Origin of the sequence: Paenibacillus sp. B1-35, assembly GCF_050474385.1 — a bacterium.
In the GTDB taxonomy this organism is placed as follows: domain Bacteria; phylum Bacillota; class Bacilli; order Paenibacillales; family Paenibacillaceae; genus Paenibacillus_B; species Paenibacillus_B alvei.
In genome coordinates this window covers 1,149,079-1,172,704 of the sequence record NZ_JBCHVJ010000001.1, presented here as the reverse complement: position 1 = coordinate 1,172,704, position 23,626 = coordinate 1,149,079, and the positions used below count along the sequence as shown (strand labels likewise).

Below are 23,626 nucleotides of genomic sequence, written 5' to 3'. Positions count from 1 at the left end.
TACTAATTAAACACGGAGATCGTAAAAGGATGAAGCAAACCGACTTTCATCATAATTTCAATCAGTTTTTTGACGGGCTTGAAATGCAAAGAAGCGACGGAAAGCGCAATGAGCAATTGCTGCTTCCTGCACATATAGGAGAAGGCGCGATTCGAAGGTTCATTCCTCGTACGGATATCGAAGTTATTGTTTCTAAATATTCGATGCACAATGATCGAACCGTATCGCTTCGGACAAAGGCGGCTATGGTTGAGCTTCAGTATTGCCTGAAAGGTGCTCGGGAAGTGAGCATCGCCGGGGTCAAAAATGAATTTTCACCGGACAGTTGCTCACTGCAATTCATTAATCAAGCGAATGCGAGCTTTGAGTTCATTGGAAATACAACGTATCATATGGTAAGTATCGGCATCCCGATCCACACGTTTCATCATTTTATGGAGGAAAGCGACGGGACTCGAAAAATTGATTTTTCCCATATTCTGGGAAGCCGCTCCTATTATTGTGAGCATGAAGCCATCACGCCAACGACAACAATACGGTTGCAACAAATATTAGACGCATCGACGATCGCTTATACCAAAAATATCGAGCTGGAATGCAGAGTAATGGAATTACTGGCTGAAGCCTTTCATCAGTTTTTCAATGAACGATGCAGCAGATCCAGAACGTTAACAAAATTGGATATGCAAAAAATAAAGGACGCAAAGGATATTATTTTGCAGCAAATGGCAGATCCTCCATCATTGCTCGAGCTGTCTAAAATGGTTGGACTGAACGATTTTAAGCTAAAAAACAGCTTTAAAGAGATGTATGGCACGACAGTGTTTGGCTATTTACGAGAAAAGCGTTTGGAGAAGGCGTTACTTCTCCTTCAGCAAGGGAAGCTGAACGTGACGGAAACCGCATTTGAAGTAGGGTACACGAATGCGAGTTACTTCTCGGAAGCTTTTCGCCGAAAATATGGGGTGAATCCAGGAAGCGTCGTTGTAAAGCGCAATAATGATGACTGCTATCAATAAAATACATGATGGTGAGTCCACTTTTCATCTCGTTGATAATCAGTGTCAATAATCCATAAGCAAACAGGTACAACCTGTTTCAGGAAGGAGGGAGCTTATGGGTAAAAAAATATCCCTTTGTGATCAGATCCTTATTAGCTGGAGCGTTTCCGATTGGTCGAAATTACAGCGGGTCATTGGGTACCGTACCTTCCTAAATGAACAATTGTATCTCCATTGGCATTTGACAAACGCAAAAAGCTCCTGTACTAGAAAGGGAATCCCGTTCTAATGCAGGAGCTTTGCCCGTGTCTATGTAACGGAATTAGCGGGTAGCTGAGGGCGTATGGTGCCCTGGTTCCGCATCGTTGTTATCCAAGTAGCGATATCCATCTGCTATCCATTCCAATGCACCCGTATCAGGATGAATAACCATACCATGAACTGGTACATCTGAAGGGAGCAGCGGGTGCTTACGAAGCACTTGCACACTGTTCATAACCCCTTCATGGACATCATTGAAGCCTCGCAGCCAGTGGTGCAGCTTAATTCCAGAGTTCGTCAGCGTATCCAGAACAACATCCTCAACGCCGCGCTGTTTGGCCTTGTCAATAATATGTTGAGAATTCAAGCCAGTCATCCCGCAGCCATAGTGTCCGATAACGATAACTTCATCTGCTTCGAGCTCGTAAATAGCGACAAGCACACTCCGCACAACACTTCCGAATGGTTGTGAAATAATTGCACCTGCGTTTTTAATAATTTTGACGTCGCCATTTCGCAAATTCATTGCTTTTGGAAGGAGCTCGACGAGTCGAGTATCCATGCATGTAATTATGACCATTTTCTTGTCGGGGAATTTGTCAGTCAAATACTGTTCATATTCGCGTTTCTCGACGAATTCACGGTTGAAATCTAAGATGTTAGACATGTTTGACATGTTATTTCCTCCCTTACATGTTGACGCCTCATTTGTCACGGTAATCATGGCATGCGACGTGTGTGGAATAAATTTGTTGTGCACTGCTCAGCTTGTAAAAGCCGCTACTTCCCGATACATCAAGGTTCAATTTCTCATCAAAGAACACAATATGATGCCGGTTCATAACGAATTCAAGCGGTGCATTGCAAGGTATTGGCAAGTCATCCGCGTCAGCATGTGGGATAATCCAAATTGCAGGTACTCCGTTGACGGCACAGCCGCAACCGTCCGTATCGTGTACAAGCTTAATGATTCCGCCATTTGCGGAGCTGAGACGCTGCTGGAGCTGCTGTTCTGCTGCTGCAGTCACTTGAATGGAAATTGACATCGTATCTGCTCCTTTATGGCTTGTAATGTTCGAGAATAAGTTGAAATAGTCATGTTAAAAATGATTCCAAAATAGAAATCGTTATTCACAATCGCTTTCGAATGTTGATTATATCGTTTTCACCGCGTATCATCAAGAAGAAAGACCATACATAAAACGAGGTGAAGTGTGCATGAATGCGCAAAATGAGGCAATCTTGCAGAAATTTCGGGATATAACAACAAAACTGAAGAGTTATGAAGAAGCATTGAGCATCATGCATTGGGATTTGCGTACGGGTGCTCCGCGCAAAGGTGCAGAGCAGCGCTCCAAAACTATCGGAGCGTTGTCCGAGGACATGTTCAAATTGTCCGTATCCGATGAGATGGGTGAATGTTTGGATGCATTGGAGCAATCCGAAGTGTTCGAGCAGCTGTCTGCTGCAGATCGGAAAATGGTTACGGATGCGCGCAAGGAGTACAATCGCAGCCGAAAAATTCCTTCGAAGCTGTATCAGGAGTATGTGGTATTGACCTCACATGCGGAAACGATGTGGGAGGAAGCGAAAGAAAAGGCTGATTTCGAGATGTTTGCTCCATATTTGCGCGACATCGTGGCTAAGACACAGCAATTGATCGATTACTGGGGTGTGAAGGATACTCGGTATGACACGCTGCTTGATATGTACGAGCCAGGAATGACAGTAGAGAAGTTGGATGCCATTTTTGGCAAACTAAAAGAAGGTCTCGTACCTCTTGTTCATGCTGTGCAGGAGAAAGGCGAACAACCGGCTCATGATTTCTTGCATCTCGATTACGCAATCGAACAGCAGAAGGAAATTAGCCAGCATCTGCTGAAGGAAATGGGATATGACTTCGAGGCAGGCCGCTTGGATGAAAGTGTGCACCCGTTCATGATCGGCTTGAATTCGGGGGACGTTCGCATTACGACGAACTATAAGACGGATGATGCGGCAAGTGCAATATTCAGCTCTCTGCACGAGGGCGGTCATGCGCTGTATGAGCAGAACATCAAGAAGGAATTTGACGGCACGCCGTTGTCTACTGGAACATCAATGGGAATTCACGAGTCGCAATCCCGATTCTGGGAGAACATGATCGGACGCAGCCGTCCTTTCTGGAATCGCTACTACAGTGAACTGCAACGCTTGTTCCCTGAACAGTTGAACGAAGTGGATGTGGATACCTTTTATCGCGCCGTCAACCGCGTGGAGCCGTCCCTGATCCGTACGGAAGCGGATGAAGTGACGTATAATTTGCATATTATTATCCGTTACGAGATTGAGAAGATGTTGTTCAACGAAAATCTGCCAGTTGAGGATCTTCCTCGTGTGTGGAAAGAAAAGTACGAGTCTTACCTGGGTGTAAGTCCGAGCCATGCTGGCGAAGGCGTGCTGCAGGATGTGCACTGGTCAGGCGGCGGATTCGGCTACTTCCCATCGTATTCGCTTGGCAATATGTATGCCGCGCAAATGATGCATACGATGCACAAAGCACTTCCGAATTTGGAAGCACTTGTTGAAGAAGGGAAATTGGAGCCGATCAAGGAATGGTTGACTGAACAAGTATATCAATATGGCAAACTGTTAACCCCTTCCGAAATCATTATGAAAATAACAGGAGAGGCATTGAACCCGCAATATTTAGTTGATTATTTGACGAAGAAGACCAACGAAGTGTACGGCATGTAATCGAATCGATTTCGTAATAAGAACGCAGTCCTCTAGGGGACTGCGTTTTTTGGTGATATCCATTGTCTGCTGATTGATATCCGATTGCGGGCAAATAACCAATTCAACTATGCGTGCATACAATGCTATAACCGAACAACAGGGCAGATTCAATTGCAGCCGTGTACTTCGTTTACTCGATCTCGATTGAACAGCTCGATGCAGGCTAATGTAAAGGTTCATACTACCCATTCCAGATAAGGAGGATAGATATCGGGTGAGACACAAGTGGCGATTAAGCGCCTTGGCGTTTGTGGTTTTTACTGTGCTGGTGCTAAGTGCGTGTGGCTCCGACAATGGTTTAGTGAAGATTAAGGTCGGAGAAGTGACGCGTTCTATATTCTATGCCCCAGAATACGTTGCGCTTGGCAAGGGCTTTTTCAAGGAAGAAGGATTGGACGTAGATCTGCAGACGACCTCTGGCGGAGACAAGACAATGACTGCGCTGCTCTCAGGAGGTATTGATGTTGCGCTCGTCGGGTCAGAAACATCTGTTTATGTAGCACAACAGGGGGCAGAGGATCCGGTTATCAACTTTGCCCAGCTTACACAGACAGACGGGACATTCCTTGTTGCTCGAGAGAAGCAGGACAATTTCGATTGGAATCAACTGAAAGGCAGTGTATTTCTGGGTCAGCGTAAAGGCGGAATGCCACAAATGGCAGGTGAGTTTACGCTGAAGAAACACAGTATTGATCCGCAAAAAGACTTGAAGCTGATTCAAAATATCGACTTTGCCAATGTAGCGACTGCTTTCGCTTCAGGAACTGGCGAATATGTGCAGCTCTTCGAGCCGCAGGCTTCCATTTTTGAAAAAGAAGCCAAAGGTTATGTTGTGGCATCATTTGGCGTAGAGAGCGGCAAGCTTCCTTATACGGCTTTCATGTCCAAGCAAAGCAACCTCTCAAAAAATAAGGATGCCATTCAAAAGTTCACCAATGCGATTTATAAAGCACAGCAATGGGTTGAAAAACAATCCGCTGAAGAAGTGACAGATGCCATCCTTCCTTACTTCAAGGACGCTGATCGGAATATTGTTGCGAGTGCTGTAAAGCGTTATAAGGATCAGAAGTCGTATGCTACAGATCCGATACTGGATGAGCAGGAGTGGAATCACTTGCTGGATGTTCTTGACTCAGCTGGAGAGTTGAAAGCTCGCGTGCATCACGAACAAATCGTTAACAATGAATTTGCTAAAAAAGCGATCCAGCAGGTGAAATGACGGATGCCATCATCTCATTCGAAGGGAGGCGCCTCAATGGTACCAGCTGTAGAACTATCTCGCGTGACTCATGTATATGTGACGGATCGTGAAGCCAAGCTGGCGGTTAATGAACTAACTGCCTCAATTATGCCTGGCGAATTTGTCAGTTTAGTTGGTCCGAGCGGCTGCGGCAAGACGACAATCCTTTCTATTATTGCTGGCTTGATGAAGCCAACTTACGGTCATGTAAAAGTATACGGGGAGCAAGTGAGGGGCACTTCATCCCATGTCGGCTATATGCTTCAGCAGGACTATCTATTTCCGTGGAGAACCATTCTGGACAATGCATGTATGGGGTTGGAGCTTACGAAGCAGTTGACCTCCGAGATGAAAGAGAAAGTGGTTCAACTGCTCAATGGAATGGGACTTGAAGGGACAGAAAAGTTATTTCCTCATCAATTGTCCGGCGGAATGCGCCAGCGAGTTGCGCTTGTACGGACATTAGCAACGGAACCAGAGCTGATGCTGCTGGATGAACCATTCTCGGCCTTGGATTATCAAACAAAGCTGCAACTGGAGGACTTAATTGTAGAAACCTTAAGGCTGCGGAACAAGACGGCTATTCTAGTCACCCACGACCTATCAGAAGCGATAGCGGTGAGTGACCGGGTCATTGTATTAAACCGCGATCCAGGCAGCATTCGCCGCACATTCATTATACCTGAGTCCATTCGTAAATCCCCGCCATTCTATGCTCGAGAACAGGCGGGATTTAATGATCTTTTCCACGACCTGTGGAAAGAGCTTGAGGAGTCAGATCGGAGGGAAAGCAATGGCCCGACACTCGGAGTTTGATGATTCGACGCCCCCGTCCCATTCTTCGGACAATACGGAGCAGCTTGTAGCATCGACCTACTCGCAATATCGCGCGCGAAGAGGTGCACTGTCAACTTCAGTAATGGTGACACAGGTTGTGATCCTGGTCGCCTGTATTGCTTTGTGGGAGATTGCAGGACGACTGAAGTGGATTGATGTCCTGTTATTCAGTTATCCAAGCAAGGTAGGCGCTCAAATTGTGCAGGATGTAATGAACGGCTCCATCTGGCCGCATCTGGGGATGACTGTAGGGGAGACTATTGTGGGTTTTGTGCTCGGTACGGTATTCGGTACGCTGCTTGCCGTACTGATTTGGTGGTCGGAATTTCTCGCCAGAGTGCTTGATCCATATATGGTTGTCTTCAACAGTATGCCGAAGGTCGCGCTTGGCCCTTTGTTTATTGTCGGATTCGGGGCTGGATTCACGGCTATTGTCGTGACAACTTTATCGATTACGGTGATCATTACGACGATCGTTGTATACAATAGCTTTCGCGAGGTCGATCCGAATTACGTGAAGGTTGTCCAGGTATTTGGTGGTGGGAAAAGGACGATATTTCTCAAGGTTATATTGCCTGCTTCATTTCCTGCCATCGTATCTACATTGAAAGTAAATGTAGGGCTTGCATGGGTAGGCGTTATCGTTGGCGAATTTCTTGTATCCAAGGTCGGACTTGGATATTTAATCATATATGGATTTCAGGTATTTAATTTTACACTGGTCATGTCCTCGCTTGTCATTATTGCGGTTGTGGCCACCCTGATGTATAAGGGAGTCGCTTTCTTAGAACGTAAAATCGTAAATCGTGCCTAATTGCGGCGTACAATAGCCGTAGACGAGAGGGTGCTTGATATCTCGGGGAATGCCAATGAATGGCATTCCTCTTTTTTTGCAACACGTTATCTGAGTCGATATAATGAACATGTATCATAGTAAAATTACATCAGGGTTACATTGAAGGAGCGTTCTTACACATGGTGTTCGGATTTGTTGGTATTCGTGTCATTAAAACGGCGATCGCCTCTATCCTAGCGATTATTGTTGCCAATCTTGCAGGGGCGATGAATCCGCTGGGAGCGGGGCTGCTTGCCATTCTCGGTGTGGATGTCACCCGCAAGCGCAGCATACGGACGGTGTCGGCACGGTTCATGGCGTCGGTTGTCGGCTTGCTTCTTGCTTCATTGCTGTTCGGGCTTCTCGGCTTCGAGCTATGGGTGCTGGCATTATACATATTAGTGGCGTTTCCGATTATCGCAAAGCTCAATTTCAAAGAAGGAATCGTAACAAGCTCAGTCGTTGTGTTTCATATCTATGGGGCCGGAACATTAACGCTGCACGGTGTATTGAATGAGATGTTGCTGCTGGCAATCGGGCTTGGCGCGGCCAGCATTGTGAATCTGGTATATATGCCAAATGAAGAAGATAAGCTTGTCCGGATCAAAAAGGAAGTAGATGCTTACTTCTCTCGCATATTCACCCAAATCAGCAGTAACTTGCGGGATACGACTTATGTATGGGACGGGCATGAAATTATTGATGCAGATGAGAAAGTGGATGAGGGGATCTTTATCGCGTCCAAGGCGCTGGAAAATCGTCTGATGCGTACGGAAGATATCCATGCAGATGAACAATGGCTGCTCTATTTCTATATGCGCAAAGCGCAGCTTGAGAATGTGCAGGGGATTTTGCAGCTTCTCTCCCAAGTGTATCAGTCATTTCCTCAGTGTTATTTGGTGGCGGATGTGTTCGATCAATTGAGCGAAGATGTGAAGGAGCCGCATTATACAGGGAAAACAGAACAGCTTATTAATGAGTTGGACAAGGTATTCCGTCAAATGGATCTGCCGGCAACAAGAGGTGAATTTGAAGTACGAGCGGCAGTCTTGCAAGTAATTCGTGAGCTGCAGCAATATTTGAAGATAGCGAAAAGAGATAAGAAACAACTTCGCCTTGGCGTATAACCCGCGCCAGGCCAGCATTTCGCTACTCTCAAAAAATGAGTCAACTCTGATAAAATTGTTGTCACCCTAGACGAATGTCCTGCATACACTTTAATTGAATGATTGTATGGAGGAGGTCCACAGGATGGCAAACATAGAAAAACACCACTGCCGGGAAATCATCACGAAAGCAATCTGCGGCAAAGGTCGTAAGTTCTCTGTCGTCACACATACCGTCTCTCCGCCTAATCATCCGACAAGCATATTGGGGGCATGGATCATAAACCATCAATATGAATCGGTGCGGGCAGGAGACGGCATTGAAGTAATTGGTACTTACGATATCAACATCTGGTATTCATACGACAACAATTCCCAAACTGACGTTGCGAAAGAAACGGTGTCGTATGTAGATCTCGTTCCGTTGTCGTATGTAGATCCGAAACACCGCTCTTCCACTGTCGAGGTATCTGCCGATGCGGTTCAGGAGCCGAACTGTGTGGAAGCAAGTGTATCTTCTCATGGGCGCGGTGTGACCATTCGTGTTGAACGGGAGTTTCTGGTGGAAATGGTTGCAGAGACAAAGGTATGTGTCCTCGTATGTAAGGACGGATGCAGTGATTTCGAAGACAAGGACTTTGATTTTGGCGTTCAGGACGAGAGCTTCGACGATTTGGAACCGGACTTGACGGATGAGGAGTTGTAATTATCGCCGCAGGCCCTGACCGCTTGCGGCGGTTTCTTATTTCCTTTTTGGATACTCTCAACCAACATGCGCATGGTGGGTGAGCTGCTGCAGTACCTGTGCCTATAAACTTGATGATATACCCACAGGATATGCAGCAAAGGAATGATTGTAGAGGGCGGGAGCCCTCCTTTTTTTTGGATTCAAAACAAAATACATAACAACTTGTTGAAGACACGATGAAGCATGGAAGGTACGAAGCTATCTATTTGCCGGCTGTGAAGGAGATGGAGGCATGAGCCGAGACCTTGTTAGCGATGAACGGGTAATTGTCGTCACGGATAATCGGGAAGCAGCGGATATATGGAAGCAATACAGAGTGAAGACGATTGCCCAGTCCAAATTTATACGGGCAGGTGCCCAGTCCATTGCAGTGAAGGAACATGGTAAGGTTGTCGTTTGGTGGAATCGAAACATGGCGCTGCAGGCTGTAATGGATTACAATGCTGCCTTCCGTCATCAAGCGGAGTCAGGAACAATTGTACTCAATCGCTATGCTTCTTATTGGAAATCAGGCTCCATGCGTGAACGCTTGAAGCTGTGGGGACTCCCTGTCGCAGAATGGGCCACGTGGGCAGATGAATTGCCGCCGAATTCGGGACGGCATTATGTACGCACGATCTGCTTCTGGGTGAATGGCTGCCGAATTGTCGCTGCCGCACAGAGCATCAACCCGCCGCAGGGGGCGCCTTTGTATCATCCGCTTGATGATTGGTCCAAGCCGCCGTATCGACGGCTGGCTCGGTTGGCGCTGAGAGCAGCGTATGCCGTAGGCTGGGACATCGCATCGGTCACACTGCGCTGTACTTCCTCTTCCGCGGAGGAAGGAGTAACAGAATTGCCAACTGGGGTATTGGATGAGCCTCAGCTTGGCGATGTCATTGTGCATATCGATCCTGTGCCGCAGCGCATGCCGGCATGGGTGCGAGAAAGATACGCGGCAGTATGGCAGGAAGAGTCGATTGAGCAGGTACAAATTCAGGACAGGAGTTCGGGGATCAAGCTCGGAATGGATGTCGAATTAATTTTGTATGATACCCGTACAGCCAAGATTATTTCCGCTGCGCGTTACTTGCCGAAGAGTGGTGCTGCAGGCTGTGATGCAGTACGTCTGCAAGGTCGCATTCTATTTCCACTTATGGAGCTGCGTCCTGAACCTGCTGAACGGCCTGCACAGCTTGTGGAACACGTACGCATGGCGGTGCAGCTTGCTGAGAACATCATTAAGGGTAAACGCAGTTCGAGCATGCAGACACCCAATCTGGTTTGGCTCGGTGGCTCATGTCCACGAGGAAGGTTTTCGTTAGGGGGCCACATCCATGTTAGCGGGGTTGCTCTAACCTCGGACTTGATAAGAGCCTTGGATACCTATGTCGCATTCCCGCTATCATTCATTGAACAGCCCTCTGGTTCGAGAAAAAGGCGCCCAGGATACGGAACCTACGGGGATGTTCGCGAGCATGACCACGGCGGAGCAGGCGGATTTGAATACCGAACGCTCCCGTGCTTCATTTTTACTCCAGCATTGACGTTAGAGATCCTAACTTTGTTCTATACGGTAGTAGTATGTTATCCAAGACTTACAAGGCGCGACAGTGTACGTCAGGACGTAATTCAGGCATTTTTGTACGCACACGCTGCAGAGAAGGATATCCAATATGCAGGTGCAGGAAAGCTGCCAATGCGCCAATTGGCGATCGAGCTCCTGGATGAATTGCTATGTAAAGCTGTAAAAAGCAAGAATGAGCGGCGGACAGATGATAGTAAGGGTGTACAATGCGAAGTCGAGAAATCCATTCAATCACTCCGCAACCGAATTTGTGCCAAATGGACATGGGACGAGAATGAGGATTTGCGAAATGCATGGCTTGATATCCAGTGAGCGGTGACGGCGTGAAATGCGCGTGAGTCGCCGCTCCTTTTTTGCTATAATAAAATTCTACTTATGTTATCGGAGGGTGTTTATGGTGAAGCTGACACCGATGATGGAACAATACTTAAGCATCAAGGAACAGGTTAAGGATGCCTTTTTGTTTTTCCGCCTCGGGGATTTTTACGAGATGTTCTTTGACGATGCTATTCTAGCATCAAAGGAATTAGAGATTACACTGACGGGAAGAGGCAGCAGTGGAGCTGAGGATCGAATTCCAATGTGCGGAGTGCCTTATCATTCAGCAGATAATTATATTCAACGTTTGATCGAAAAGGGTTATAAAGTAGCGATATGTGAGCAGGTGGAGGATCCAGCAACAGCTAAGGGTGTCGTCCGCCGTGAAATCGTTCGAATCGTTACGCCGGGCACCGTAATGGAAGGCAAACTGCTTGATGACAAGACGAATCACTATCTTGTGTGCCTCTCACAAGGAAGCACGAGCAATGCCTTGGCAGCTTGCGACCTGTCCACGGGAGAAATGATTGTAACATCTGCGCCTATTGGACAATCCTGGATAATTGACGAGCTGAATGTCTATATGCCGACTGAAATCATTGGTCATGCAGCACTGCTTCAAGAGGCAGAGCCGCTAACGAAGTCATGGAACCGTTCTGTACTTCTTACGGAGTGGAATCGCCAGGATGAAGCCTTGGCACGCCAGCAATTTGGAGAAGCAGTCTGGACTCGTCTGGAGGATGAACGGCAGCAGGCGCTTGCGATACTGATGGGCTATTTGCAGGAAACTCAGAAGCGCTCATTAAGTCAGCTGACGAACATTCGAACCTATGATCCCGATCAATATTTGGTGCTTGATCCATTTACGCGCCGCAATTTGGAGCTTACGGAGACGGTACGCGAGCGTGCGAAGAAAGGCTCCTTGCTCTGGCTGCTTGATCGTACGGAGACATCGATGGGGGCAAGACTTTTGCGCCGCTGGATAGATAAACCGCTGATGAATCGGAACGTGATTGAGGAACGGCTGGAAGCCGTCGAGACACTGTATCATCATCTCATTTGGAGAGAAGAACTGCGTGAGCAATTGTCCTCGGTGTACGATCTGGAGCGGCTCGTAGGCCGCATTGCCTTCGGAACGGCGAATGGACGCGATCTGGTTGCCCTAAAATCTTCACTAAGTCAAATTCCAATGCTGAAGCAGCTTTGCGAACAGACCTCGTCTGCCACGCTGCGCAATCGGGTAAGTGAACTTGATGCTTGTGAGGATATCCGTGATTGGATTGATAGCGCTATTGTGGACGAGCCGCCTGTATCAGTCCGAGATGGGGGGCTTATTAAGCCAGGTTATGATGAATATCTCGACCAGCTGCGAGAAGCGAGTGTGAACGGCAAGCGCTGGATCGCCGAATTAGAGCGGAAAGAGAAGGAGTCAACCGGCATTAAGTCGCTGAAGATCGGATACAACAAAGTATTCGGTTACTACATTGAGGTAACGAAGTCGAATTTGTCCTCGCTTCCAGAAGGGCGATACGAGCGCAAGCAGACACTGGCCAATGCAGAGCGGTTCGTTACTCCTGAATTGAAGGAGAAGGAAGCACTGATTCTCGAAGCAGAGGATAAGATGCTCGGCTTGGAATATGAGCGGTTCAGTGAGCTGCGTCAACGAATCGGCAGCGAGATTCGTCGTCTGCAAGCCTTGGCAGAAGCGGTTGCTGAAATCGACGTCTATCAATCCCTTGCGGCAGTAAGTGCAGCAAGGAGATATGTTCGTCCGGAATTCACGGAACAGCTGGATATGCATATCAAAGAAGGCCGTCATCCGGTCGTTGAGGCTGTCATGCAGGGCGGAGACTTCATGGCGAACGATACAGAGCTGACCGAGCAGGATGCGACGATGCTGCTGATTACAGGGCCGAATATGGCCGGTAAAAGCACATACATGCGTCAAGTAGCCCTTATCTCGATCATGGCGCAGATTGGCTGTTTCGTTCCTGCAGAACGGGCATCAATGCCGATTGTCGATCGGATCTTCACGAGAATTGGGGCTGCGGATGACTTAATAGGCGGACAGAGTACGTTCATGGTGGAAATGATGGACATTCAAGTGATGACAGAAAAGGCAACGCGCCGCAGCTTGGTTATTATCGATGAGCTGGGTCGTGGGACGTCTACAAGTGAAGGGATGTCGATTGCCCAGGCTGTAGTGGAGTATGTCCATAATCGAATTGGCTGCAAGGCGCTCGTTTCGACCCATTTCCATGAGCTGGCTCATATGGCCGATCGTCTGCAGCGCTTGAAAAATGTATGCATGGCTGTGCAGGAAAGCGGCAATCAAGTTACTTTCCTCCGCAAGCTGGTTTCGGGCGCGGCAAGTACAAGCTACGGCATCTATTGCGCGCGTTTAGCCGGGCTGCCTGATCAGATAATTGATCGTGCGTATGACCTGCTAAGTCATTACGAATCTGCTGATCGGGACAATATACAGCCGTTAACATCAAACACTGAAGGCGAGCGCCCTGAGAATCATGTAGAGCAGCTGTCCTTATTTGGCTGGGATCAGACGGCAGTATCAGCGGAACCACCTGTTGTAAAGGCTGAGAAGATGGATGAGCGCGTACAAGAAGCTCGAGATGAATATTTGCAGCAAAATGGTACGGAGAAATTCAATCAAGTTGAGCCGCAGCAAAGCCAACAGCTTGAGGAGCAGAAGTTTTCAGCCGAACATGCGGCGGAAGTGAGTGCTATGAAGGAATTCATCGGCTCCTTAACGGATGTGGATGTAATGTCAATGACCCCGCTGGAAGCTATGAATCAACTGCATGACTTAATGAAGCGGGCTCGTGAAATGATTCGGAAATGACCTGATATAATTTGAAAAATGATTTGATAATAGTGAATATTTCCTATCAGAGTCGGGAGCTAGGGAGGTGTGAGAAATGGCCATTATTAAAGTGTTGGACGAGCATATTGCCAACCAGATTGCCGCTGGCGAGGTGGTGGAGCGGCCTTCTTCAGTTGTAAAAGAATTAGTTGAGAACTCGATTGATGCAGGAGCAACACGCATTGATGTGTCTGTAGAGGAAGGGGGCTTGCAGCTCATCCGAGTCAAGGATAATGGCTCTGGTATTGGTGATGATGATGCAGAAAATGCATTTTTGCGGCATGCGACGAGCAAGATTCAGACAGGAAAGGATCTATTCTCGATTCGCAGCTTAGGGTTCCGTGGAGAGGCACTGCCGAGTATTGCGGCTGTTGCCAAGGTAGAGCTGGTAACGTCAACAGATTCGAGCGGCTTAGGCAGACGCCTTGTTATTGAGGGCGGCACGATTAAATCGTTTGAACCAGCACAATCCATGCAGGGAACGGAAATCACGGTTCGCGATTTATTCTATAATACGCCTGCGCGGTTGAAATATATGAAGACGATTCAGACAGAGCTTGGCCATATCTCTGATTTAATCTATCGTTTGGCAATGTCCTATCCCAATATTGCGTTCACCCTGAAGCATAATGAGCATACGCTGCTGCAAACAATCGGTAATGGTGATTTGCTGCAGGTTATCGCTTCTGTGTACGGTGTTCAGACAGCAAAAGGGATGTTGCATATTAAAGGGGAGCATTTGGATTTCGAGGTGGAAGGCTATATTGGCAAGCCTGAGCTGACTCGTTCGAACCGCAATGCGATGTCATGGATGATAAATGGCAGATATGTAAGAAGCTTTCCACTGAATCAAGCGATTCTTCGTGCATATCATACGTTCTTGCCCATTAATCGCTATCCAATGCTTGTCCTTCATGTTAACATGCACCCCTCGCTAGTGGATGTCAACGTACATCCTGCCAAGCTGGAGGTGCGCTTTAGCAAAGAAGCCGAGCTGTGTGCCTTCATCGAAGAAACCGTGAAGACATTGCTGCACAAGCAGCGTCTTATTCCAGAAGCTGCTCCCGCAAAGGCTAAGGTACGAACGTACGTGGAGCAAGCGGAGCTGCAATGGGAAGCGGCAGAGACGATTGCAGCGAATCAAGAAAAGCAGTTGAAGCCGATGGGAGCGCTGGTCATAGCATCTGATTCGTCATCAGATTCATCTTCGGCAAAGGAATTTTTTCGAAATTCTGCTAATGAGACTCGGATATCCAATCAGTCAACCGTAAATCGCAGCCAAGAATACGCTGAGAATCGGGAACAGAATAAAGGCAATGATTCTTCTGGTGTCGCTTCTAATGATTCCGAGTCTTCCATTGATTCTTCACAGGGTCGTGCAGTTGTAAGGGAACAGGCAAACCGTCCTGAAAGGCTGGTGGAAGGAAGCGAAGCGAAGATTCCGTTGCAATCAGAAATGAGCGCTGATGCAACCACTAATGCAAGCACTGATGCGGCTATACAGCCTGAAGCTTCCGCGATTGGCAATGACGATGCTGTGGACAGACCAGAAGTACATCAACAAGCAGCAGATCATGGTGTGCGCTTCTCTGTACCCGATGAGTCTGCAAGTTCGCAATTGGCTGCGAACCGCATTGAGTCGGGTGAAAGCATTCGAGAGCCATCGACCTCCTATGCAGGCCGCAGTGCAGGAGCTTCGGATTCGAAGGCGAAGTCATATCAGTCGTATCCAAATTCGAAGCAGCAAGCCGGGCAGTCCGCAACGAAGGCTGGCACGGAGAAGTGGAAGGAATGGTTGACCGAGGAAGGAAGCGCAGACAGTGCAGCATTGCCGAAATTCCCAGCATTATCTTATATCGGTCAGCTGCATGGCACATATTTGATAGCATCGAACGAAGAAGGACTGTATTTAATTGATCAGCATGCTGCGCATGAACGAATCAATTATGAATATTATTTTGAACGCTTCGGCAAGCCAGTAGAGGCCTCTCAAGAGCTGCTTCTACCAATTACGCTGGAGTTTACGCCTGCTGATGCTGAGCGTATCCGCTCACGCATGCATTTGCTGGAGCAGGTTGGTATCGTGATGGAGCCATTCGGCGGGCAAACGTTCCTGATTCGTTCCCATCCATACTGGTTCCCTAAGGGGGAAGAAGCCAATATCATTCAAGAAATGACAGATTGGGTGTTGAACGAGAAAGCGCCCGATATTGCGAAATTAAGAGAAGCCTCAGCAACGATGTGCTCTTGCAAAGCTTCGATTAAGGCGAATCAGCGCTTGACAGCAGCTGAGGCAGAGACGCTGTTTGTAAGATTGGGAACATGTCGTCAGCCATTTACATGTCCGCACGGAAGACCGATCGTTATTCGATTTACCACATACGATCTGGAAAAAATGTTTAAGCGGGTAATGTAAGAAAGGCGAGGATTTGTAATTCCCTTTCCCCAGCGTATATAATGAGGAGGAGCAAATGATAGTCACGACAGGCGAGTATACGTCACCAGAGCTAAAAGAGCGGGCACGGAAGATGGCCAAGCTGTTCGGATGGCACTATGCTGAACGCCGGAATCAGACATTGCCTCGCATGCAGCGCAGATATGGCGACGATGAATTTCTCGTCTACCTAAATGATTGTGTACGCTATTTGAAGCTAGGCAGCACTGAGTTGACCTATCACCCTAGTATGGCTTATGTGCGGGCAAAGCGCATTTTGTCCGGTGATGCAGATGGAATGATAACTGCGAGCGGCATTCAGCCTGGTGATGAGGTATTGGATTGTACGGCCGGACTTGCAGGCGATGCGCTGGTGTTTGCCGTTGCGGCGGGCCCGAACGGTCGGGTTACTGCCTTGGAGAGCGAGCCGTCGCTGTTCGCGCTCGTACATGAAGGGCTGCAGCTGTATGAAAGTGGTGTTAAAGAGGTTACCCAGGCAATGCGTCGAATTCAAATGAAGCAGGCCGATCATCTAAGCATGCTCCGCTCACTTCCGAGCCGTTCCGTAGATGTGGTATACTTCGATCCGATGTTCCGTTCTCCTGTAACGAGCTCAGCATCGATAGATCCGCTGCGGACGATGGCGAACCATGAAGCCTTGACGCACGAAGCGATTAAAGAAGCTTGCCGCGTAGCTCGCAAGAGAGTGGTCATGAAGGAAGTAAAGAACAGCGAAGAATTTGCCCGGCTAGGATTTACCCGTGTGTTACCGTCCGGAGCGAAATTGGCATATGGGGTGATTGACATTGCCGGAGGCAACGATAAGGAATAAACCGAAACTACTTGTACTCATTGGTCCGACTGCAGTTGGGAAAACGAAGCTTAGTCTTGACTTGGCTAAGGAGTTCCAATGTGAGATTATATCTGGTGACAGTATGCAGGTATATCGGCAAATGGATATTGGTACAGCAAAACTTCCGATGGGGCAGCGCGAAGGAATTCAGCACCATTTGATGGACATATTGGATCCGGATGAACCGTATTCCGTCGCCGATTTTCAATTACAATGTCGCAATTTGATCGATGAGATAACAAGCCGCAATCATACCCCATTTATCGTTGGGGGAACGGGACTCTATGTGGAATCCGTCTGCTACGGTTTTGAATTCAGTGATCACGGCGCAGACGATGCATTTCGCCAAGAAATGGTGGATTTTGCTGTTGCTCATGGCAATGAGGCATTGCTGGAGCGCTTGCGCGAAGTGGATCCCGAATCAGCGGAAAGACTGCATCCAAACGATCAGCGCAGGGTAATCCGAGCCTTGGAAGTATACCATCTCACAGGCGAACCGTTATCGAACCAACTGGCTCGTCAGAAGAAGGAATCTCCGTTCGAGCTTTGCATCATAGGTTTGACAATGGATAGGCAGATGCTATATAAACGAATAGAGGCAAGAGTCGATATGATGATGGAGGAGGGGCTGGTGGAAGAAGTGCGCCAACTGCTTGCACAGGGCTACTCACGAAATCTGGTATCGATGCAAGGTCTTGGCTACAAAGAAATCGCAGCGTATGTTGAGGGTGAAATGTCTTTGGATGCTGCCGTTGAGCTGCTCAAGCGCGACACAAGAAGATTTGCAAAGCGCCAGCTCTCCTGGTTCCGTCACATGAAGGACATTCACTGGGTTGATGTCACGGATTCAGAACGTGCAGATCAACAATTTGAAAAAATTTGTAAGCACATAGCAGGAAAGTTTCGATAACAGGTTGAATATATTTCAACACAATCTCATGATTATTGGGGGTACGGACGATGAATAAATCTATTAACATTCAAGACACATTTTTGAATCAATTGCGTAAGGAAAGCATTCCAGTGACCGTATATTTGACGAACGGATTCCAGATTCGTGGTGTCATTCGCGCATTCGATAACTTTACCATTGTCATTGATAGCGAAGGACGTCAACAAATGGTGTATAAACACGCCATTTCCACATTCACGCCGCAACGTAACGTATCCCTGATGCAAGATCATCAGAACGAGGCGTAATTGACATGGAATGGGGCAGATTGCCAATGCAACTTTTTGCCCCTCCATCACGTCTAATGGAATATAGTCGCTGCCGAACAACCCTGAAGGGTTGTTCTTTTCATTCGTAGTCATATTGGGTATAAGTATGAGGGATATGTTTCAATCGTATCTCGACAAGGTATGAAGAGAGAGACAATCAAAGAAATAAAGGGAGTCGGATGCAGATGACAAGGGAAAAAGAACCAGCACACCTTACGCGCAAACCGGCACATGGAAATCCTAAGCACAAAGCTAAGAAGAAAAAGAAATGGACTTGGAAAAAAACGTTTTGGCTTATGTTTTTCACGACGGCATTTGCCGTGTTCTGTGCCGTTGGCGGTTATTTGTTCGTACTATTGAACGGAGAGCGGCTGATGCGTGAATATAAGGATGCGGATATGTTCAAGCTGGCGGAGGTATCCACAGTATATGATATAAATGGTACCGAGCTTGCGAAGCTGGGCAAAGGCATAGAGCATAGGGAAATCGCAGAGCCGAGAGATATTCCGGAGTTCGTAAGCAATGCATTCATTGCGACGGAAGATCGTCGCTTTAAGGAGCACTCTGGGGTCGATCTGTGGTCGATTGGACGAGCGATGGTAAAGGACGTTGTATCGCGCAGCCTTGTTGAAGGCGGCAGTACCATTACACAGCAGCTTGCCAAGAACATGTTCCTTACGAGTGACAAGACATTTTTCCGTAAAGCTACGGAAGTATCGATCGCACTGGCGCTTGAGAATCACTTCTCGAAAGACGAAATCTTAACGATGTATCTGAATCGAATCTTCTTCGGTAAAAATGCATATGGTCTCAAAGCTGCAGCGAAGGTGTATTTCAATAAAGATGACTTAAATGACTTGAAACTGTGGGAAGTAGCGACTTTGGCAGCTATTCCAAAAGCGCCGTCGCGATATAATCCGCTGTCGAGTCCAGAGCGTTCGAAGGAACGCCGAGCTGTTGTTCTTCAACTGATGTATGAACAAGGCTATATTACGGCTGAAGAGGCGAAGAGCGCAGCGGCGGTGGATTACGATCCGAAAATGTCGGGGCATTCGGCAAAATCGGAGAATAAGCAAGACGAGGCGTACAATGCATTCATTGACTACATGATAGAGGAAGCGACAGAAAAAACAGGACTTACCGAGGATGAGCTGTATCGTGGCGGCTATCATATTTATACTACGATGGATGCTAACGCTCAGCGCATTATGTTCAATGCATTCAATAATGACGAAATGTTCGAGCAGAGCAAGGATGACACGAAAATGCAGGGTGCAATGGTGATTACGGATCATAGCAATGGCTCCATCATCGCGATGATAGGGGGCCGGGATTACGCCCGCAAAGGATTGAATCGTGCTACTGTGAAGCGGCAGCCCGGATCATCTTTCAAACCAATCGTGTCCTATGCGCCAGCACTGGAGACGGGCAAGTATTTCCCGTGGTCGAGATTGAACAATGAGAAGCAATGCTTCGGCAATTATTGTCCAACGAACCTTGGGGGCTATACGACGTCAGTGGAAATGACGGAAGCGGTTAGACGTTCCATCAACATCCCTGCCGTATGGATACTGAATGATATTGGCCTGAAGAAAGGGTTTGACTTTGCGAAAAATCTTGGCTTCCCTCTGACGAATGACGATTATAATTTGTCAATCGCATTGGGCGGGATGACGCATGGGGTTACACCGATCAACATGGCAGAGGCTTATAATGCATTCGCAAACGGAGGGAATTATTATGATTCCTATACAATTGCGAAGATTACAGACCGCAAAAACAATGACTATTATGTGTATCACGTACCAAAAGGCAAAAAGGTCATGAGTGAGAAAACGGCTTACTATATGACTGAAATGATGCGCGAAGTCGTTACGAATGGTACAGGTAAAAATGCACAAATCAGCGGCCGTACTGTTGCAGGTAAAACGGGTACGACTCAGCATTCCGTGCCAGGTTACAATGGCAAGGGCGACCGAGATGCATGGTTTGTTGGCTATACACCGGAATGGACTGCAGCTGTCTGGATGGGATATGACAAGACTGACCGAAATCACCTTATCCATGAGAGCAGCCGCGGAGCGTCAAAGATGTTCAGTGAGGTTATGGGCAAGGCGCTGCAAAGCAAGAAGGCAGGCTCGTTCAACAAGCCGGATAAAGTGGAAGAGAAACCAGAGGAGCTTAAGGCAGTTAGCGGACTAAGCGCCTCGTATTCTGAAAATTCGAAGAGTGTGACGCTGAGCTGGAATCGAGTATCTGGAGATAATGTTTCGTATCAGGTCTATCGGAAGTCTTCCAAGGATAATAAGTTCACTCAGTTGCTGAAAGGACTTAAGGAGACTGGAGCAGAAGATATTGGTGTCTTCCCTGGCGAAACCTATACGTATTATATAATTGCGTCAACGCCAACAGAGGAGTCGGGCAAATCGAATGAAGCGTCCGTGACGATCAAGGAAGAAACACCAGTTGAGCCGCCTCCAGTTGAGCCACCGACTGTTGATCCTCCGACAACGGAGGATCCGCAAAATCCAGTCGATCCGACGCCGCCGATTGAACCGGAAAATCCGGATAACCAGCAGCCGGAAACTGGCGATAACGGTACAGGTAATGAAGATGGCAGTGACAATTCTGGCTCGCCAGAGGATAATGGTTCCTCGGGATCCGGTACACCAGGTTACAATAATTCCAATGATGGCTCCACAGGGATTAATAGTCTCAGCACGAAAGAGTCGAATCACATCAATAATCATGGTGGTCAGAAGGATAACAGCAGTAAGAAAGATGGCGGAGCGGGGACTGAAGATGCTCCTGTAGAAATTCAATCTAACGTGAATAAAGCAGCTTGAGATAAATAGATAACGCGTGTTGGACAATTACATGAACAGTCCGTATCAAACAGCATAAGGGGACGTGTAGAGTGTGCAGAGTAGGTTGCTGCACACTCTTTTTTATGGCCTGCTTATGTGAAAGGAGGTCTTGAATCTGCTTCTGCTTGTAATGTGGGCGTGAATAGGAATAAAGCAAGTGCGGGATTAGCTATAGTAGATACAAACTCTGCTAATAACCTGTAAGGCGATAGAATATATTGAAACATCGACAAATTGATGAAGCATACAGCCTGGCTCGCGGTGGAGAAAAAGAATTTTGGTAAGCAATAAGCATGCGGGTTAACACAAGAGTTTGGGGTTTTAAATGTGTCTGCAACTAAAGATCTCTTTGATGACCTTGCTAGGACATTGAAAGCAATTGGTGGGACATAAAAACATTATTCCGTAAATACAATCTAACTACGATATCGCTAAAGGCACGTGCCCGACTAAATTCTCAGAAAGATTTAGAGACTATATTGAGTGGGAAAATGATAACGTTCAGGAAGTGATACCATGGCTTCTGACAATAGATCTATAACAACAAAAGATCATAAAGTAAGCATCGTATTCAATAACAGTAAAGAAAGCGAAATTCGCAATGAAGTAAATATTATACCACCTGCTGCTCAAGAAAGTGGTGGAGAAAGTGAACATATAGAGGAGTATGCAAAAATCTTTGATGAACTCGATGGTCTAATTGGCTTAGATAAGGTTAAAGAATTGGTATTTCAAATTTACGCTATGTTGACAATTAATCAGCACCGTAAGAACGAGGGAATGCTGGTTAATGAACAGGTATACCACATGATATTCAAAGGAAACCCAGGAACGGGTAAGACGAGTGTTGCGAGAATACTTGCAAAACTTTTTAAGACAATGGGCTTATTAAGCAAGGGGCACTTGCTTGAAGTACATCGGGCTGATCTTGTAGGAGAATATATTGGTCACACCGCACAAAAGACAAGAGAGGTTGTAAAGAAAGCGTTAGGCGGGGTATTATTCATTGACGAGGCATACAGTCTTGCAAGAGGTGGTGAGAAAGACTTCGGTAAGGAATGCATCGACTGTCTGGTGAAACTTATGGAAGACCATAAGAATGAATTTATTCTTATAATTGCAGGGTATAGAAATGAATTGGATGAAATGTTGCTAACAAATTCAGGTCTACCTTCAAGATTTTCAATTCATCTCGATTTCCCTGATTTTTCAAACGATGAATTGCTCAAAATAGCCTACAAAATGGCCTTAGAGCGAGAGTATGTAATCCTTCCAGAGGCAGTAGTGAAGATAAAGGAACTGATCACAAAAGAAAAAGAGGATAATTATAATTTTAGTAATGGGCGCTTTATTAGAAATTTAATCGAGAAGGCAATTCGTAATCAAGCAGTAAGATTAATAAAGTACAACAAAGGTAAGTTATCACAAGCAAATTTAAGAAACTTAACTTATGATGACTTTGCAAGTAAAGATGATGACACGGAACGAATCAACATTCCTAGTTTTATCTGATTATATCGAAAAAAATCCCCCTCAATTTACAGAGAGGGGGTTTGGAATACATAATTTAATTACCAATAAACGGGCATTATTAAATTTACCAACATCATGAATAACGATATCAGCAATATTTAATTTGTCGTTATCTTTAAATTTAAAAAGGAAATTACAAATGAATCCTCTACTCCCTCATGAAATATTCTATTCCATCTATTTAGGCACACGACATTTCATTTATTTATCGAATATTTAAGGCACTTTTGGCAACACTACTTTTCATCACACATTTAAGGAGGATTCAAAAGTGTCTAGTCATCAGTATCTACTTAATCGTCACCACCACAATTTAGAAAAGCACCCCCATTTTGGACATACGATCACCAATGATTCATATGGTCATCAACTACATCCATTGTCCCTGCATGCTCCTGTTGTGCATGTTAAGGCTACTATTGTAAAAGTATATCCTGATCGAGAACGAAGAGGAGCGATGCACCAACATTTTGATGTTAAAATTAATGAACTAATTAACATTAAAGGAGCCCCTGCTTCTCTAGTTGACATGAAACAGGATACTTTTGTCGCAATCCGATATGGCGATCATATGGGATTAGCAGAGCCGATAAGTGGTATTGCTGAGGGACAAGAGATTGAATTGCAAGGCGAATACATAGATCATGGTCATGCATATGCCACTGAAGATAATCGAGATAGATCTCCAGTAATCCATTTTACCCACAGACCTGTTGGGTATGTTATCTATCAGGGAAAAGAATATCACTAACTATTAGCCCATTAACTCGGAGCCTTTTATTAAGAAGGCTCCCGTTTGCTATATACAGTGAAATCAAACTTTCATTCCAATTCATCTTGCGCTATATAGGTCGCTTGAATCAACCTTTCCCTTTCCCACACTTCACGTGGACTTTGGGCATCTTCCTTCTCCCACATGCTCTGTTATGCATGAAAAACATTTGAAAATGTAAGACTGGAAGCTTAATGTTATTTACACCCCTAGTCCTTATTAGATAATACTGAACTCCATTTCCATCAATAGTTTTTTCGTACACCGCAAAACTTTCCCCATTTGTAAGATTAGTTTCTTTAAAGTGATTAACCAGTTCCTTATGCTCCGCAGTGCTTTAATCAAATTCTTTTCAACAGAATTCCAATTTATTT

General features: G+C 46.4%; 18 protein-coding genes. 16 read left to right on the top strand and 2 right to left on the bottom strand.

The genetic code is table 11. The features are described from left to right. Positions 1 to 29: 29 nt before the first annotated feature. The gene (locus tag ACQ5BJ_RS04900) at positions 30 to 1,019 is read left to right on the top strand and encodes a helix-turn-helix transcriptional regulator (RefSeq protein ID WP_430108894.1); all 990 of its coding nucleotides are present in this window, start codon (positions 30 to 32) and stop codon (positions 1,017 to 1,019) included. Positions 1,020 to 1,323: 304 nt separating this feature from the next. Here the strand turns inward: ACQ5BJ_RS04900 and ACQ5BJ_RS04895 are convergent, their stop codons facing one another. After that, complete coding sequence (locus tag ACQ5BJ_RS04895; RefSeq protein WP_005549831.1) at positions 1,324 to 1,938, bottom strand: beta-class carbonic anhydrase; 615 nt, start codon at positions 1,936 to 1,938, stop codon at positions 1,324 to 1,326. 28 nt (positions 1,939 to 1,966) lie between these two features. Further along, positions 1,967 to 2,308: an iron-sulfur cluster biosynthesis family protein gene (locus tag ACQ5BJ_RS04890; protein WP_005549833.1), complete on the bottom strand. Its 342-nt coding sequence runs from the start codon at positions 2,306 to 2,308 to the stop codon at positions 1,967 to 1,969. 172 nt (positions 2,309 to 2,480) lie between these two features. On the opposite strand from ACQ5BJ_RS04890, the gene ACQ5BJ_RS04885 reads away from it, so the two are divergent. From ACQ5BJ_RS04885 to ACQ5BJ_RS04815, 15 genes are all read left to right on the top strand, one after another. Continuing rightward, positions 2,481 to 3,998 carry a carboxypeptidase M32 gene (locus ACQ5BJ_RS04885; RefSeq protein WP_005549835.1) on the top strand — a complete coding sequence of 506 codons (1,518 nt, stop codon included), beginning with the start codon at positions 2,481 to 2,483 and terminating at the stop codon, positions 3,996 to 3,998. Positions 3,999 to 4,254: 256 nt separating this feature from the next. Next, entirely contained in the window at positions 4,255 to 5,259 is a 1,005-nt protein-coding gene (locus tag ACQ5BJ_RS04880; RefSeq protein ID WP_262866683.1) for an ABC transporter substrate-binding protein, read from the top strand. Between the two features lie 36 nt (positions 5,260 to 5,295). After that, entirely contained in the window at positions 5,296 to 6,096 is an 801-nt protein-coding gene (locus tag ACQ5BJ_RS04875; protein WP_005549838.1) for an ABC transporter ATP-binding protein, read from the top strand. Continuing rightward, positions 6,074 to 6,931, top strand: coding sequence for an ABC transporter permease (locus tag ACQ5BJ_RS04870; protein WP_430108890.1), 858 nt, complete (start codon positions 6,074 to 6,076; stop codon positions 6,929 to 6,931). Before ACQ5BJ_RS04875 ends, ACQ5BJ_RS04870 begins: the two co-directional genes overlap by 23 nt. 161 nt (positions 6,932 to 7,092) lie before the next feature. Beyond that, positions 7,093 to 8,079 carry an aromatic acid exporter family protein gene (locus ACQ5BJ_RS04865; RefSeq protein WP_268599463.1) on the top strand — a complete coding sequence of 329 codons (987 nt, stop codon included), beginning with the start codon at positions 7,093 to 7,095 and terminating at the stop codon, positions 8,077 to 8,079. 124 nt (positions 8,080 to 8,203) lie between these two features. Beyond that, entirely contained in the window at positions 8,204 to 8,764 is a 561-nt protein-coding gene (locus ACQ5BJ_RS04860; RefSeq protein ID WP_005549842.1) for an outer spore coat protein CotE, read from the top strand. Positions 8,765 to 9,038: 274 nt separating this feature from the next. After that, positions 9,039 to 10,685, top strand: coding sequence for a putative amidoligase domain-containing protein (locus tag ACQ5BJ_RS04855; RefSeq protein WP_268599464.1), 1,647 nt, complete (start codon positions 9,039 to 9,041; stop codon positions 10,683 to 10,685). An 82-nt stretch (positions 10,686 to 10,767) separates the two neighbouring features. Further along, entirely contained in the window at positions 10,768 to 13,551 is a 2,784-nt protein-coding gene (gene mutS, locus ACQ5BJ_RS04850; protein WP_197267953.1) for a DNA mismatch repair protein MutS, read from the top strand. A 76-nt stretch (positions 13,552 to 13,627) separates the two neighbouring features. After that, the gene (gene mutL / locus ACQ5BJ_RS04845) at positions 13,628 to 15,988 is read left to right on the top strand and encodes a DNA mismatch repair endonuclease MutL (RefSeq protein ID WP_430108886.1); all 2,361 of its coding nucleotides are present in this window, start codon (positions 13,628 to 13,630) and stop codon (positions 15,986 to 15,988) included. Between the two features lie 55 nt (positions 15,989 to 16,043). Continuing rightward, positions 16,044 to 16,838 (top strand): class I SAM-dependent methyltransferase, encoded by a 795-nt coding sequence (locus ACQ5BJ_RS04840; RefSeq protein WP_430108883.1) that lies wholly within the window; start codon positions 16,044 to 16,046, stop codon positions 16,836 to 16,838. Further along, positions 16,813 to 17,769, top strand: coding sequence for a tRNA (adenosine(37)-N6)-dimethylallyltransferase MiaA (miaA, locus tag ACQ5BJ_RS04835; RefSeq protein ID WP_187698959.1), 957 nt, complete (start codon positions 16,813 to 16,815; stop codon positions 17,767 to 17,769). Before ACQ5BJ_RS04840 ends, miaA begins: the two co-directional genes overlap by 26 nt. A 50-nt stretch (positions 17,770 to 17,819) precedes the next feature. Beyond that, on the top strand, positions 17,820 to 18,059 hold the full coding sequence (hfq, locus tag ACQ5BJ_RS04830; RefSeq protein WP_005549853.1) for an RNA chaperone Hfq: 240 nt from the start codon (positions 17,820 to 17,822) through the stop codon (positions 18,057 to 18,059). 206 nt (positions 18,060 to 18,265) lie between these two features. Continuing rightward, positions 18,266 to 20,926, top strand: a complete 2,661-nt coding sequence (locus ACQ5BJ_RS04825) for a PBP1A family penicillin-binding protein (RefSeq protein WP_289355768.1) — start codon at positions 18,266 to 18,268, stop codon at positions 20,924 to 20,926. Between the two features lie 537 nt (positions 20,927 to 21,463). Beyond that, entirely contained in the window at positions 21,464 to 22,459 is a 996-nt protein-coding gene (locus ACQ5BJ_RS04820; RefSeq protein ID WP_430108879.1) for an AAA family ATPase, read from the top strand. 292 nt (positions 22,460 to 22,751) lie between these two features. Next, complete coding sequence (locus ACQ5BJ_RS04815; protein WP_268622872.1) at positions 22,752 to 23,231, top strand: hypothetical protein; 480 nt, start codon at positions 22,752 to 22,754, stop codon at positions 23,229 to 23,231. Positions 23,232 to 23,626: the final 395 nt, after the last annotated feature.